The sequence below is a fragment of the Streptomyces sp. NPDC026672 genome (assembly GCF_040638185.1).
Classification (GTDB): Bacteria; Actinomycetota; Actinomycetes; order Streptomycetales; family Streptomycetaceae; genus Streptomyces.
In genome coordinates, this window is the sequence record NZ_JBEZXS010000010.1 from 121,644 (window position 1) to 135,533 (window position 13,890).

Genomic DNA, 13,890 nt, shown 5'->3' on the forward strand with positions numbered 1-13,890 from the left:
GGAATGTGGCGTGCTCGAAGGACACGCCGACGGTCAAGGTTACGGGGCGGTGGCCGAGGGGGTCAAACCGGGCCGCGTCCCGCGGGAGTGCGGCCGGTCGCGGGGACCGGCCGCACTCCCCGGTGCGTCAGCTCTCGTCGGCGGAGGCGGAGCCCGCTGACACGGTCTTCTTCGCCGCCGACTTGGCGGTGGCCGTCTTCTTGACCGCCGCCTTCTTGGCCGTCGTCTTCTTCGCGACCGTCTTCTTGGCGGTCGCGGTCTTCTTGGTGGCGGCCTTCTTCGCCGTGGCCTTCTTGGCGGTCTTGCGGGCCGCCTTCTTGGCTGGGGCGGACGCCTCCGCCGGCTCCTCCTCCACCGTCTGCGCGGGGGCCTCCGCCTCCGGCGCGGCCGCGGGGAGGACCACGACGGCCGTCTCCTCGGAGGCGGTCGGCGCGGTGGCCTTGCGCACGGCGCGGCGGCGCGGGCGGGCCGGGGCGGCGCTCTCGGCGGGCGCCTCCTCGGCCGGGGCCTGCGCCTCGGCGGCGGGCTGGACGGCCGGCTCGGCGGGAGCCGGCGCGGTCTCGGCGACCGTCACCACGGCCGCCTCGGCGCCCGCGGGGGACCCGGCCGGCGCGGACACCTTGCGGGTGGCGCGACGGCGCGTACGGCCCTTGGGCGCGGCCTCGTCGGCCGCCGGGGCCGCGGCCTCGTCCGGCTCGGGCGCCGCGACCACGGCGTCCTCGACGGCGACGGGCTCGGCCTGTGCCTCGGTGGCGGGCACCGGCGTGACCGGACGCTCGGCCTCCGCGCGGGCACCGTCCTGCGCGGCCGGCGCGTCCGCCACGGCGGCGGCCGGGGGCTGCGCGGTCTCCGGGCGCGTGGCACCGCGGGGCGCGCCCGCGGGGGCGGAGGCCCGGCGGCTCGCCCGGCGGCGCGTACGACCGCGTACGGCCGCGGCCTCCGCCTCGGCGACGCTGCTGTACAGCTCCTCGTCCGGCGCGAACTCCGGCGCGGCCAGGGCCATGGGCTCGGCCACCGCGGCGGCGACCTCGGCCTCGCTCTCGGCCTCCTCCTCGGCGGTCTCCGCGACGGCGGTCTCCACCGCCTCGTGGGCCTCGTGCTCGTGGACGTGCCCGTCGCCACCGCGGCCGCGCTTCTTGCGCTTGCCGCCGCCCGCGGCGGACGGCTGTTCCATGTGGACGATGACACCGCGGCCGTTGCAGTGGACGCAGGTCTCGGAGAAGGACTCCAGCAGTCCCTGGCCGACACGCTTGCGGGTCATCTGCACCAGACCCAGCGAGGTCACCTCGGCCACCTGGTGCTTCGTACGGTCCCGGCCCAGGCATTCCAGCAGGCGCCGCAGCACCAGGTCCCGGTTGGACTCCAGCACCATGTCGATGAAGTCGATGACGATGATGCCGCCGAGGTCGCGCAGCCGCAGCTGGCGCACGATCTCCTCGGCCGCCTCCAGGTTGTTCCTGGTGACCGTCTCCTCCAGGTTGCCGCCCTGGCCGGTGAACTTGCCGGTGTTGACGTCGATGACGACCATCGCCTCGGTCCGGTCGATGACCAGCGAACCGCCGCTGGGCAGCCAGACCTTGCGGTCGAGCGCCTTGGCGAGCTGCTCGTCGATCCGGTACGTGGCGAAGACGTCGACCTCGCTGGTCCAGCGCTGGAGCCGGTCGGCCAGGTCGGGCGCGACGTGCGAGACGTATCCGTGGACGGTGCCCCAGGCCTCGTCACCGCTGACGATGACCTTGGAGAAGTCCTCGTTGAAGATGTCGCGCACGACCCGGACGGTCATGTCCGGCTCGCCGTAGAGCAGCGAGGGCGCGCTGGAGCCGCCGCCGTTGCGCGACTTCTTCCTGATGTCCTCCCACTGCCCCTGGAGCCGCTCGACGTCCCGGCGCAGCTCCTCCTCGCTCGCACCCTCGGCGGCGGTGCGCACGATGACGCCCGCGTCCTCGGGGACGATCTTCTTGAGGATGGTCTTCAGCCGCGCGCGCTCGGTGTCGGGCAGCTTGCGGCTGATGCCGGTCATGGAGCCCTCGGGCACGTACACGAGGTAGCGGCCCGGGAGGGAGACCTGGCTGGTCAGACGGGCGCCCTTGTGGCCGATCGGGTCCTTGGTCACCTGGACGAGCACGGACTGGCCGGACTTGAGGGCGGACTCGATGCGGCGCGGCCCGTTGGCCATGCCGAGCGCCTCGAAGTTGACCTCGCCGGCGTACAGGACGGCGTTGCGGCCCTTGCCGATGTCGATGAAGGCGGCCTCCATCGACGGCAGCACGTTCTGCACCTTGCCGAGGTAGACGTTGCCGACGTACGAGGTCGACTGCTCCTTGTTGACGTAGTGCTCGACGAGCACGCCGTCCTCGAGGACGCCGATCTGGGTGCGGTCGCCGTGCTGGCGCACGACCATCACGCGCTCGACGGCCTCGCGGCGGGCCAGGAACTCGGCCTCGGTGATGATCGGAACACGTCGGCGGCCCTGCTCGCGGCCCTCGCGGCGGCGCTGCTTCTTGGCCTCCAGGCGGGTCGAGCCCTTGATGGACTGCACCTCGTCGGACGGCTCGGCGGCCTTGCGGGGCTCGCGGACCTTGACGACCGTGCGCTCCGGGTCGCCGTCGCCGGGCTCGGCCTCGGTGGAGGAGTCACCGGCGCGGCGGCGGCGCCGACGGCGGCGACGGCTGCCGGCGCTGGATCCGCCGGCCTCGTCGCGGGCCTCCTCGGCGTCGTCCTCCTCCTGTTCGGCGGTGTCCTCGGCGTCCTGCGCGGCCTGTTCGGCGGCGAACTCGTCGGAGTCGTCGGCACCCTCGCCGTCGGCAGCGTCACCGCGGCGACGGCGACGGCCGCCCCGGCGGCGACGGCGGCGCGAGCCGGTCTCCTCGGAGTCGTCCCCGTCGGCGGAGTCGACCATGGAGTCCTCGGTGTCCTCGGACTCCTCGGTGTCCTCCGGCTCCTCGTCGTCCTCGACGTCCCCGGTGTCACCGGCGGCCCCGGTGTCCTCCGTCTCGTCCTCGGCGGCGGGCTCGACGGGCCGCTCGTCCTCGAAGGCGGCGCCCCGGCGGCGACGGCGGCGGCGCGCGCCCGTCTCGGGCTCGGCCTGCTCCTCCTCGACCGGCTCGACGGCGGGTTCGGCCCCGGCGGCCTCGGCCGCGGCCTCGGCGGCCGCGCGCTCGGGGGTCTGGAACCTCGGTTCGGTGAACACGGGGGCCTGGAAGACGGCCACGGCGGGCCGCGCGGGGCGGCGCGGTCCCTCGTCCTCGGCGTCCCGGGCGGATTCGGGCCGGGTGCGCTCGGGCTCGGAGAACCCGGACGCGGCCTGGCGTACGACCCGGCGGCGGCTGCGGCGCGGGGCAGCGCCCTCGCCGTCGGCCTCGGCGACGGGCGCGGGCACGACCGCGACGGGCTCGTCGGCGGCGACGGGCTGCGCGGTCACGGCCTCGGCCACCGTCTCGGCCGCGGTGTCGGGGGCGCCGACGGGCGCGGCGACGCGGCGCGTGGCACGACGGCGGGTCCGTCGGGGGGCGCCGTCCTCGACAACCTCGACGGGAGCGGCCTCGGCGGCCGTGACGTCGGTGGTGCCGGTGTCGGCGACCGCCACGGCGGGGGCCTCGGGCTCGGCGACGCTCACGGCGGCCTCGGGCGCGGACACCCGACGGGTGGCACGACGACGCGTACGCGGCGCGGGCTCCGGCTCCTCGGCCACGGCAGGGACCTCGGCGGCGACGGTCTCCGGTACGGGCTTCGCCTCCTCGGCGGGCGCGACGGCCGCGGTCTCGCTCACCGCGGTCTCGGCGGCCTGCGGCGCACCGGCGGGCGCGGACGCCCGGCGCGTGGCACGACGACGCGTACGCGGCGCGGGCTCCTCGACGACGGCCGGGGCCTCGGGTTCCGGGTCCTCTACGGACACGGTCACCACGGCCTCGTCCGTCTCCGGCGCGGCAGCGGCGGGCGCGGACACGCGGCGGGTCGCACGGCGGCGCGTACGGGCCGGTGCCGGTTCCTCGACGACGGCCGGGGCCTCGGACGGCTCCTCGGACGGGGACGTGTCCCCGGTCCCGGCGGCCACGGTCCCGACGGGCGCGGCGACCACGGTCTCGGCCACCGCGGTCTCGGCGGCCTGCGGCGCACCGGCGGGCGCGGACGCCCGGCGTGTGGCACGACGACGCGTGCGCGGCGCGGGCTCCTCGGCGACGGCCGGGGCCTCGGCGGCGACGGTCTCCGGCTGCGCGGCCTCCACCGCCTCCTCGGTCTCCTCCGTGAGGAGCACCTCGGCGGGTTCCGCGACCGCCACGGCGGGCGCGGTGACCTCGGCCGCGGCCTCGGCGCCCACGGGCGGACCCGCGGGCCGGGACGCGGCACGGCGACGCCTGCGCGGCGGCAGGGTGTCGCTGGGAGTGTTGAGTTCGGAACCCTCTGCGGGTTCGGTCGGTTCGAGCATGCGGGCGTTTCTCCCGTCAGGCTCCCGGGCGCCGCACCTGGTCCGGCACCGATCACCTAGACCGGCCGCCGTTGACGTCCGCGGCCCGCGCGATGCGCGATGGCCGCCGTCCGGGGCGCGGGCGCCACACGGGAGCTCTCTGTGTCCTGTCTCGCCGGTTCCGTACGCCATGTCGCGCACGGCCTGGCGAAAGTCTTCTGGTCGGTGCGCTGCCCGACCCAGGTGGCTCCCGAGTCCGAGGGCGGCGCTTTCGACGTGTCCTTACGCGGAACCTTCCGGCACCGGCGCCGTCGCGGCGGCCGTGACGACCGTGTGGGGCTCGGTCTCACCTGCCTCGCGGTCGGGCGCGAGCGGGTCGGTCACCGTGCCGGTCTCTTCATCGAGCAGCCCCTGCGCCAGCCTGGTCACCGCTGCGGGGACCGGCGGCGCCAGGTCGGCCACGGCGCGGAGACCGGACAGGACGTCGTCGGGTCGTACGGCAGGCGTCACGTGCCGAACAACCAGCCGCAGTATCGCACAGGGCTGGTCGGTCGGCCTATCAGCCGTCGAACTGTGTGTTTCTTCCCCGGTGAGACCGCGCAGACTCGCGACGGCGGAACGGGCGTCGAAACTGCGGACGCCGTTCTTGGTCGTGCGCTGCACCTCGACCGTGTCGGCCTCGTTGAAGGCCGCCACCGCGCGCTCGGCGTCGGCGGGGTCGACGCCGGCCAGCCGCAGCTCCCAGACGGAAGCGGTGAGCCGGTCGGCGAGGCCCGAGGTCCGTGCCTCGACGGCGTCGACGACGTCGAGCCCGGGGGGCAGCGACTCGTCGAGGAGGACGCGCAGCGCCTCCGGGTCGCGGGGCCGGGCGAGGGCGATCTCCAGGTACTCCGCCTCACTGCCCGTGCCGGTGGGTGCGGCATTGGCGTACGACACCTTCGGGTGCGGCGTGAATCCGGCCGAGTACGCCATCGGTACCTCGGCACGGCGCAACGCACGCTCGAAGGCGCGCTGGAAGTCACGGTGGCTGGTGAACCGGAGGCGGCCGCGCTTGGTGTAGCGCAGTCGGATGCGCTGCACCGCGGGTGCGGGCGGCGGGCCTTCGGGCTGTCGCTTGCCCAGTGTCGTCAGTCCTTAGTGAGTGCGGTCGTACTGCCATCAAGAGTACGTGTGCGGCGGCCTCCCGGTTCCCGGCCGACGAGAGCTCCCGGTCGTACCGGTGGGCGAACAGGGCACGGCGGACGTCGGCGCGGGCCTGCCGTACGCTCGCGCGGGCGGTGTCCGGCGCCTGCCGCGCGGTCCGGCCCACGGCGCGCGGCGGCGGCCGCGGGACGCAGGACGGTGGCCCGCACGGCGTGTCCGACGGGGGTGAGGACGAACCGGTACGCCCCGCGCGCGGGCTCGGCGACGGTCCACCGCAGAAGGGTCCCGAGGAACCGTCCGGCCGCGCGCGAGACGTGCCCGGCGATCCGCCAGGCGTGCCCGAGCGCCGTCCCGGTCTCGCGCGCGAGCAGCACGAGCAGCAGGCCGAGGGGTCCGAGGACCCGGCGCCACAGCACGCGCGCGGGCAGCACGAGCAGGACGCGCGCGAGCCAGTACAGGACGTGGCCGACACCGGTGACGACAAGGCCCGCGCACCGGGCCAGGGCCCGGCCGGCGGGTGCGAGGAGCCAGGTGCGCAGCAGCCGCGCGGGGACCACGAACAGCGTCAGCGCCCCGTGCCCGGCCGGGGTGAGCACACGCGCGTACAGCCACGCGAGACCGCCGCCGATGCCCTGCGCGAGCCGGACCAGACCGGCGCCGACCCTCCGCCCGAGCCACGCCAGGGCGGCACGAACCCTGCGCGCGAGCCACGCCAGGGCGGCGCCGGTCCCGCGCGCGAGCCGCGCGAGGGCGTGGCCCGGCGGGGTCGGCGCGTGCCGGTACGACCATCGCAGGGGGACGACGAGGAGAACGTGCCCGAGCAGGGCGAGTGCCGTGCCGGCGGGCACGAGGACGTACCGCCACACGGCGCGCGCGGGCCGCGCCGGCAGGGCCCGGCCGAGCCGCGGCAGGGCGCGTCCCAGGGGCCGCAGCGCCGCGGCGGCCAGGAACCGTCCGGTCACCACCAGCGCGTCCCACACCAGCCGTACCGGCACCACCAGCACGAGCGCGACGATCCGTACCGGCAGGCGCACCGCGACGACCAGGCACCCCTCCGGCCGCGCACGCCGCTGCGGCGCCTTCTCCCGCTCCATGTCCATCAGGACGCCCGAGCCCCCGTCCGTATCCGGCGCCCGGGCAGGAGGCGCCTGGCGAAAGGCTAGGTCACGCGGGCGGTGTAGCTAGGTCAAGCGGGCCGTGCAGGTGTCCGGGTAGCGCTCGGTGAACTTGACCGCCCACACCAACAGGGCGATGGGGACGACCCAGTTGAACCAGTCGCTCTGCGCGGGCAGGCGGATCGCGAGGTACGTCGAGAGGGCCATGAGGACGAACACCGCGCCCCAGGCGGTGGTGAGCACCACGTTGATGTGCTTGAAGACCGGTGAGTCCCACACCTCGGGCGGCGTCTGGCGGCGGGCGTACTGCGCGGTGAACGGATCGAACAGCAGCGAGCCGAACGCGACGGCGGCCACGACGGCGCTCGAGAGGACCTGCGCGTACGTCTCCAGCCAGATGAGCTCGTGGCGGTCCAGGGCGAGCGCGAGGACCGAGAGCACGGCGAAGAAGACGATGCCCGCCATGTCGAGGAGGTTGAGCCGCCCGTGCGCGACGTCCTGCCCGGACAGGCCGATCGAGGCGACCAGGGCGGCCAGCGCCGCGTACTCCCAGGTGCTGGGGCTCGCGACGACACCGAAGATGATCCACGGCACGAACGAGAGGAAGACGCCCGCGCCGCTGACCCTTCTGCGGGCCGGTGCCCTCGCCGCCGTCTGCTGTCCCATGGGAGGTCCTCCCAGCGCTTGTCGCGAGCGGCCCCTCCTCCATCGTGCCGTGACCGCGGACGGGCCGCACGCGGTCCGGAGTGCGTACCGCCGGGGGCGCTCCTACGGTGGGGAAAGGGCGTTCGGAAGGGGTGCGTGGACCGGGGAGCCTTCATGACGTATCGGTTCAGCAGGAACGACCAGTTCGACTACGAGATCCTGCTCGCGCTCGGCTCGGCCTGGCGGCAGGGCGCGGACGTCGGGCGAGGTGCTGTCCACCGCGGCCGGCGTCGCCGACGGGGACGGCCGGGCCTGGTGCACGGCCTGGGCCGAACTGGCCGACCGTACGGGGGAAATGGCCGGCCGCTGCGCCGCGGGGGGCCGTACGGTCAGCGCCCACGACGGCTGGCTGCGGGCCGCCGGATACCTCGGAACCGCCCTCGTCGGCGTCGACGCGTTCGACGAACCCGAGGCGCGGATCGCGGAGTTGTTCCCCCGCCACCGGGAGTACCTGGACCGCTTCCTGGCCGCCTGGGACCCGCCCGCCGAGCGGCTGTCCATCCCGTACGAGGACACGACCCTGCCGGGCTACCTGGTCTCGCCGCCCGGCGGCCAGGAGCCGCGTCCGGTGCTCGTCGTCAACAACGGCAGCGACGGGCCGCTCAGTTCGGTCTGGACCCTGCTCGCCGCGCCCGCCGTGCAACGCGGCTACCGGGCGCTGCTGTTCGACGGCCCCGGCCAGCAGTCGATGCTGTTCGAGCGGGGTGTCCCGTTCCGGCCCGACTGGGAGCGGGTGATCACCCCGGTCGTGGACTTCCTGCTCGCCCGTGCCGACGTCGATCCCCGGCGCCTCGCGCCGGCCGGCATCAGCCAGGGCGGCTACTGGGTGCCGCGCGCCCTCGCCTTCGAGCACCGCTTCGCCGCCGCGGTGGCCGACCCGGGTGTCGTGGCCGTGGCCGACAGCTGGTGGCACACCATGGGCCCGGACCTGCGCGCCCTGTGGGAGTCCGGCGACCGCGCGGCCTTCGACCAGGTCGTCGGCGCGGCCCTGGACGAGGACCCGGCGCCGGCCACCACCTGGCGATGGCGCGCCGAGCCGTACGGGATCGACTCGCCGTTCGACCTGCTCACGGAGGTGTCCCGGTACGACGTCACCCCGGTCGTGGACCGGATCACCACCCCGCTGCTCGTCACGGACCCGGAGGGCGAGCACTTCTGGCCGGGTGCCTCACGGCGGCTGTACGACGCCCTGCCCGGCCCGAAGCGGCTGGTCCCGTTCACCGAGGCGGAGGGGGCGCATCTGCACTGCGAGCCGATGGGCCGGGCGTTGTTCGAGCAGCGGGTCTTCGACTGGCTGGACGAGGTCCTGGAGCGGGCGGCGCGGAACTCCCCCTCCAGGACCGCCGGTTCGGTCCCGCCCGTGTGAACACCGGTACGGCGCTCAGACCTTGGGCGCGCTCCGCGGGGATCCGCCGGCGTGGGCGCCCTGTTGCCGGGTCCGGTACTTGGAGGAGACCTGGCCGATCAGCTCCCAGAAGCACACCAGCGCGGTGATCGGCGGGATGCCGAGCATCACGAACGCGAGGAGCGAGCGCGAGGAGTGGCTGACGCACAGCGCGACCGCCATCGCCGAGGCCGAGAGGATGACGCCCCAGGAGCGGCGTGCGCTGCGCCGCTGGACGGTGGCGCGCAGGATCGACAGGGCCGCGACGAACCACGGCCCGTACACGGTCAGCGGCCACCACTGGGCCAGCCCGCCGGGCAGCACCGACTCGGCGATCGTGCGGAGTTGGCCGTAGGAGTAGGTGATGGACCAGGCCAGCATGGACGCCGCGCACACCGCGATCGAGGCGATGAGGACGGTGACGTGGGTGATGCGCTGACCGCCGTCAAGGAAGTGCGAGTCGGCGCGCGTCCGGCGCCGGTTCGCCCTGCGGTGCGGGGGCCGTTCCAGGGGGACGGTGTCCGGCTGGCGTTCCGTCGCCGCGGACAGCATGTGGGCCAGCTCCTCGTCCAGGTCCCAGCTGCTCGGCGCGACGTCCGGCGCCGGGTCGGTCCAGGACTGCTGGGTCGGGAAGGTGACGGTGCCGTAGGAGGGCGTGCCGTAGGAAGGCGTGCCGTACGAGGGCGTTCCGTAGGTGGGTGTGCCGTACGAGGGCGTGCCGTACGGGGGCTGGCTCAGCGTTTCGTAGGAGGGCTGGCTGAGCGTTTCGTGTTCCGGTCTCAGGGCGTACTGGAGGTGGTAGTAATTCGCTTCTTCATTGTTCCTGTCCATCAGAAAAATTCCCTCCGTGCCCTCGTTCAGGATGTTCCGTCTGAAGCACGGGTTCCGGGAGGTGCCACCGATGCGCGACCGAACGCGCCGTACGACTCGCGGGCCGCCCGCAGATATTCGGTTTCCATGTCCCTGATCTTGTCGAGAAAATCGTCGAGCAGGTCCGAGCAGTCGCCGGGACGCACTCCACCGCCGGTCAACGGGGTCTCGATGCCGACCGGAGGCCGATTCATGGCTCCGTACCCTTCTTTCCCAGTCACGGTCACATAACGAGCGCCGTACGGGGGTAGATGTCGGGCGTTCGGGGGATTGGATCCCCCGAAAGGGTTGTCCGGAGCGTCGAACAGAATATTTGACCACTGAGCTGATGAAACGGCACGGCGATCCGATCCGGTGGTTCCGGACGACTCTTGACCGTGTCGATTCCGACGCGTCGGACTTTCCCCGGGCCGGGGCGGGACCCCCCTGCTGAAACGTTACATCCGTGCCGGGCCCCATCGGGTCCGCGGCGTCGCACGACAGGGTGCCGAACACGTTTCCGACGTGGGGTGGGCGCGTCGGGCCGGGGGGCGGCGCGCGCACGGTGTCCGTACGGGGCGTACGGGGCGGGGTGTCGGCACCGGGCCGTGCACGCGGCCTCACGCGCACCCGCACCCTCACCCGCCGCCTGCGAACTGCGGCGCCGCACCCTCACCCGCCTCCTACGAACGGCGGGACCGCACCCTCATCGGTCATCATCGGTCCGCGTACAGGGACTCCAAGTCGCCGGAGAGTGCGGCGCGTACGCGGCGGGTGGTGTCGTCGACCAGCACCTCGGACTCGTCGTCGAGCAGCGCGGTCATGGTCTTCTCGGCGACGTCGCTCGCGAGGATCTTCGGGGCGTCGACGGCCGAGGCGAGGTCGGTGTCGACGTACCCGGCGTGCACACCGACGACCAGCGTGCCCTGCTCGCGCAGCGCCATCCGGAAGGCGTTGGTCAGCGACCACTGGGCCGACTTGGACGCCGCGTAGCTCGGGAACTGCCGGTTGGCCACCCAGGAGGCCACGGACAGCATGGTGACCAGCGCTCCCCCGCCGTTGGCGGCCAGCACGGGCGCGAACGCGCGTGAGACGGCCCAGGTGCCGAAGTAGTTGACCTCCATCTCGCGCCGGGCCCCGTCGAACGACCCCTCCAGGAGGGACGGCCCGCCGGTGACCCCGGCGTTGTTGACGACGACGGAGACGTCTGCGGCGGTAAGGGCGGCCTCGGCCACCTGCTTCTCGTCGGTGACGTCGAGGGGCAGCGGCACGAGCCGGGGGTCACGTACGGTCTCCGGATCCCGCACCCCCGCGTACACCTTGGTGGCACCGTGCGCGAGCAGCGCGTCGGCGAAGGCCGACCCGATACCGCGATTGGCCCCGGTCACGAGCGCGACCGAACCGTTGATGTCCATGCCCGACCTCCCCACGAGGCGGATACGACCCCACCCTCCGACGCTAACGCGCCCCCACCGCACCCTCCACCGGACGCCTGCCTCCACCTCGATATCGCTAGGACGATTCCGCGGCCTCCGCTGCGCGGCGGTACCACTCTTGAGCCTCGTCATCGTCACCGTGTCGGGTCAGCCGATCCCCGAGCTTGACCATGGCGGGCGGAGATCCACGGTCGGCGGCGTGCCGGTAGACCACGTGGGCGCCATCCTGGTCACCGGCGCGATCGAGGGCGAGCCCGAGGTTGAACAGCTGAAGCCCGGCCCTGCGAGGCGCCAGCTTGGACAGATACTGCTGCTCGACAGCCTCCAACCCGTCCCGGCGGTAGGCCCTGAGCAGCAGGTTCGTCGCACTTCGGGTACCCAGCGGGGTGGAGAACCAGGCAAACGGAAAACCGACGAGGACCGCCAGAACCGCAACCGTCCAAGCCACCCAGACCGGTGCACCCACCACCGACCGACTCCACCCGGTGACAGCTCCAAGAACAAGCACCACCGGCACTCCCGCGGAGACCACGAAGAGCAGCACAAGCGAACGCCGACTCCACCCATAAGCCACGCCAAAAGATGAACACGCCCAACACCGGGCCACAAGGCCCGGTACCAGATGCCCGTCTGTGTCTGGGCCGACGACAGCACCATCGCGATGGTCCTCTTCACCGGACAGATGAGCCAAACCGTGCCCCACCCCGACTTCGCGGCACTCGACCAGCGACTGCTCGCCCTGCGCGCCGTCGCCGAAGTGAAGAAGTAACCGACGGAACACCGCTGCCCCGGTCTGGCCGGTGATGTCACCGATCGAGCGAGCTCTCGGCAACCGATCGCGCTGCCTGATCCGCAGCACACAGGAACTGATGGGCCGGCGTCACCAGTTCACCCGGGATCGGCTCGATGCCACGCACTCGAACCGCCACGACGTCGATCACCACGGGAGAGTGAAGGGGCTTGATCTCGACCAGCCGCCACCGGAAAGGCCGGGGAACGTCCTTGGCCGGTAGCTCCGTCGTCGCCAAACTGACCCATCGATCGTAGACAGTGGGATAAACACGCACGTCAGCGCCGCACAGGCGGCAAGTCGGCGGCTCCACGAACGTGACGTCGTCGGGGTCGAACTCAGGTCGGGGCGCCGCCGTCGCGCCCTCTTCCTCTGCCATGTCATTGGCGAGCCGATTCCAACAGCCGTCGCACAACACGGCCATGAGATCAATGCGCCCTCGGCTACGGACCGCAGGCCCGGCCTCCCCGCAGCGCTGGCACATGCGCTCGTCACGATCGCTGGTCGCCCCCATGAGTTCGAGTGTGAGTGAGTCCGAGCAAGTCGCAATAGAGCGCGATTTGGCCTTGTTCGAAGGTCCAACTCGCCTGTTCTACCCGGGTCGACGGCAAGCGGGCGGCTCTGATCGTTGCGGCGGGATCACGGTTCGGCCCATACGACGGCCGCGCCCGCACCGTGGCTCCGCGGTGTGATCAGATCGGTCCGTACCAGCAGGCAGCGGCTCGGGGAGGAGCCGCGAGGGAGGGGAAAACGTGATGCCCGCCGTCGCCAGAGAGACCACACGGCCGTGCCCGGAATGCGGCACCGAGATCCGCGGCGACAGCCGGTTCACCGTCTGGTGCGCCGCCTGCGACTGGAACGTGGCCCCCGAGGAGCCACAGCCGGACATGGGACGGCTGGAGCGAGCTGAGCGCGCCCTGGCCCAACGGCATGGCGAGCAGTTGCTTGCCGAGATACTGAGCGGGCGGGAAACACGCCCGCGGCGTGACGCCTCGGCGATGGCGGCCACCGCGCTCGCTCTGACCGTGCACGGCGTCACCCTCGCGTTCGCCGTCGGTGGTGTCTGGTGCGTGGTGGCGGCCTGGGGTGGCCTCGGCATGGTGGCGGGGCTGGTGTTCCTGGTGCTGGCCTGTGTGCTCGCCCCGAGGGTTCGCCGTCTGCCCGACGACCGGCCCGTGCTGTTCCGAGCCGACGCGCCCGAACTCTTCGCCCTGGTGGACGAGGTGGCGCGGACGGTCGGCACCCGAAGCGTGCACGCGATCGCCGTGGACGGGAGCATCAACGCCGGTGTCATGACGTACGGTGTGCGCGGCCGGCGGCTGCTGGTACTGGGCCTGCCGCTGTGGGAGGTCCTGACGCCCGGGGAGCGGATCGCGCTGCTCGGCCACGAGCTGGCCCACTACGCCAACGGCGACACGCGCAACGGCCTGGTGGTGGGCACAGCGGTGCGAACCCTGTCCCTCTGGCACCACACCCTCCAGCCGCTTCCGCACCCGTCCGCGATCGAGATGGTCGTCAATGCCTCCTACGTGCTGCCACGCCTGCTGGTCCGGGGGGCGCTGGCACTGCTCGTCCGGCTGACATCGCGGGCCGGGATACGGGCCGAGTACCTCGCCGACCGGCTGGCCGCCCGCACCGCTTCCACGCAGGCGGCGGTGGGCCTCATGGACCGGTTGCTCATCGCCGAGGCGCTAGGCGTCCTGCTGCGCACCGAGGCCAACCGCGCCGCCCTCGGTGGGTGGAGGGCCAGCCGGGAGGCCGAGGCCCGGACCGACGAACTGTGGGGGCTGCTGACCGCGTACGCGGCGTCCGTCCCGGAACACGAGTACGAACGGCGGCGGCGCGCCGGAGCCCGGCGCGGGCACCAGGTCGACACCACCCACCCGCCGACCCATCTACGGCGCGCCTGCCTGCTCGTCGGTGAGCCCGAGGCAGCCGCAGTGGTACCGGAGACCCGCCGGACGGAGCTGATCGCCACGGAACTGGCCACGGCCCGCACCGAGGTGGCCCGACGCCTGCTGCGCGACGGCCTCACAGACTGAGGCCATGACGAGCCGACGCCC

The 13,890-nt window shown here is 73.3% G+C and carries 12 protein-coding genes; 3 read left to right on the forward strand and 9 right to left on the reverse strand.

Annotated features, from left to right (window positions below; genetic code table 11):
- Positions 1-127: 127 nt before the first annotated feature.
- The 4 genes from AB0F77_RS14235 to AB0F77_RS14250 all read right to left on the reverse strand — a co-directional run bounded on the left by AB0F77_RS14235 (position 128) and on the right by AB0F77_RS14250 (position 7,329).
- Complete coding sequence (locus AB0F77_RS14235) at positions 128-4,426, reverse strand: Rne/Rng family ribonuclease (protein WP_361946793.1); 4,299 nt, start codon at positions 4,424-4,426, stop codon at positions 128-130.
- Positions 4,427-4,687: 261 nt separating this feature from the next.
- The gene (locus tag AB0F77_RS14240; RefSeq protein ID WP_361946796.1) at positions 4,688-5,485 is read right to left on the reverse strand and encodes a TIGR03936 family radical SAM-associated protein; all 798 of its coding nucleotides are present in this window, start codon (positions 5,483-5,485) and stop codon (positions 4,688-4,690) included.
- Between the two features lie 47 nt (positions 5,486-5,532).
- Entirely contained in the window at positions 5,533-6,648 is a 1,116-nt protein-coding gene (locus AB0F77_RS14245; protein ID WP_361946799.1) for a hypothetical protein, read from the reverse strand.
- Between the two features lie 81 nt (positions 6,649-6,729).
- Positions 6,730-7,329, reverse strand: a complete 600-nt coding sequence (locus AB0F77_RS14250) for a hypothetical protein (protein WP_361946802.1) — start codon at positions 7,327-7,329, stop codon at positions 6,730-6,732.
- A gap of 247 nt (positions 7,330-7,576) precedes the next feature.
- On the opposite strand from AB0F77_RS14250, the gene AB0F77_RS14255 reads away from it, so the two are divergent.
- Entirely contained in the window at positions 7,577-8,734 is a 1,158-nt protein-coding gene (locus AB0F77_RS14255) for a prolyl oligopeptidase family serine peptidase (protein ID WP_361946805.1), read from the forward strand.
- A 15-nt stretch (positions 8,735-8,749) separates the two neighbouring features.
- Here AB0F77_RS14255 and AB0F77_RS14260 read toward each other — a convergent pair whose 3' ends face one another.
- The 4 genes from AB0F77_RS14260 to AB0F77_RS14275 all read right to left on the reverse strand — a co-directional run bounded on the left by AB0F77_RS14260 (position 8,750) and on the right by AB0F77_RS14275 (position 11,581).
- Positions 8,750-9,583 carry a DUF2637 domain-containing protein gene (locus AB0F77_RS14260; RefSeq protein WP_361946807.1) on the reverse strand — a complete coding sequence of 278 codons (834 nt, stop codon included), beginning with the start codon at positions 9,581-9,583 and terminating at the stop codon, positions 8,750-8,752.
- 26 nt (positions 9,584-9,609) lie between these two features.
- The gene (locus AB0F77_RS14265; RefSeq protein WP_361946810.1) at positions 9,610-9,816 is read right to left on the reverse strand and encodes a hypothetical protein; all 207 of its coding nucleotides are present in this window, start codon (positions 9,814-9,816) and stop codon (positions 9,610-9,612) included.
- Positions 9,817-10,317: 501 nt separating this feature from the next.
- On the reverse strand, positions 10,318-11,016 hold the full coding sequence (locus AB0F77_RS14270) for an SDR family oxidoreductase (protein ID WP_361946813.1): 699 nt from the start codon (positions 11,014-11,016) through the stop codon (positions 10,318-10,320).
- A 97-nt stretch (positions 11,017-11,113) separates the two neighbouring features.
- On the reverse strand, positions 11,114-11,581 hold the full coding sequence (locus AB0F77_RS14275; RefSeq protein WP_361946816.1) for a tetratricopeptide repeat protein: 468 nt from the start codon (positions 11,579-11,581) through the stop codon (positions 11,114-11,116).
- Between the two features lie 78 nt (positions 11,582-11,659).
- Between AB0F77_RS14275 and AB0F77_RS14280 the strand changes: the two genes are divergently transcribed.
- Positions 11,660-11,806: a hypothetical protein gene (locus AB0F77_RS14280; protein ID WP_361946819.1), complete on the forward strand. Its 147-nt coding sequence runs from the start codon at positions 11,660-11,662 to the stop codon at positions 11,804-11,806.
- A 37-nt stretch (positions 11,807-11,843) separates the two neighbouring features.
- Here AB0F77_RS14280 and AB0F77_RS14285 read toward each other — a convergent pair whose 3' ends face one another.
- Positions 11,844-12,341: a DUF6083 domain-containing protein gene (locus tag AB0F77_RS14285; protein ID WP_361946822.1), complete on the reverse strand. Its 498-nt coding sequence runs from the start codon at positions 12,339-12,341 to the stop codon at positions 11,844-11,846.
- Between the two features lie 241 nt (positions 12,342-12,582).
- Between AB0F77_RS14285 and AB0F77_RS14290 the strand changes: the two genes are divergently transcribed.
- Positions 12,583-13,869 (forward strand): M48 family metallopeptidase, encoded by a 1,287-nt coding sequence (locus AB0F77_RS14290; protein ID WP_361946825.1) that lies wholly within the window; start codon positions 12,583-12,585, stop codon positions 13,867-13,869.
- Positions 13,870-13,890 lie beyond the last annotated feature (21 nt).

Bases quoted from the DNA above. Each gene is read 5' to 3' on its own strand.
- AB0F77_RS14235 (WP_361946793.1), bottom strand. From the start codon at position 4,426: ATGCTCGAACCGACCGAACCCGCAGAGGGTTCCGAACTCAACACTCCC.
- AB0F77_RS14245 (WP_361946799.1), bottom strand. From the start codon at position 6,648: ATGGACATGGAGCGGGAGAAGGCGCCGCAGCGGCGTGCGCGGCCGGAG.
- AB0F77_RS14250 (WP_361946802.1), bottom strand. From the start codon at position 7,329: ATGGGACAGCAGACGGCGGCGAGGGCACCGGCCCGCAGAAGGGTCAGC.
- AB0F77_RS14260 (WP_361946807.1), bottom strand. From the start codon at position 9,583: ATGGACAGGAACAATGAAGAAGCGAATTACTACCACCTCCAGTACGCC.
- AB0F77_RS14265 (WP_361946810.1), bottom strand. From the start codon at position 9,816: ATGAATCGGCCTCCGGTCGGCATCGAGACCCCGTTGACCGGCGGTGGA.
- AB0F77_RS14270 (WP_361946813.1), bottom strand. From the start codon at position 11,016: ATGGACATCAACGGTTCGGTCGCGCTCGTGACCGGGGCCAATCGCGGT.
- AB0F77_RS14280 (WP_361946819.1), top strand. From the start codon at position 11,660: ATGCCCGTCTGTGTCTGGGCCGACGACAGCACCATCGCGATGGTCCTC.
- AB0F77_RS14285 (WP_361946822.1), bottom strand. From the start codon at position 12,341: ATGGGGGCGACCAGCGATCGTGACGAGCGCATGTGCCAGCGCTGCGGG.
- AB0F77_RS14290 (WP_361946825.1), top strand. From the start codon at position 12,583: ATGCCCGCCGTCGCCAGAGAGACCACACGGCCGTGCCCGGAATGCGGC.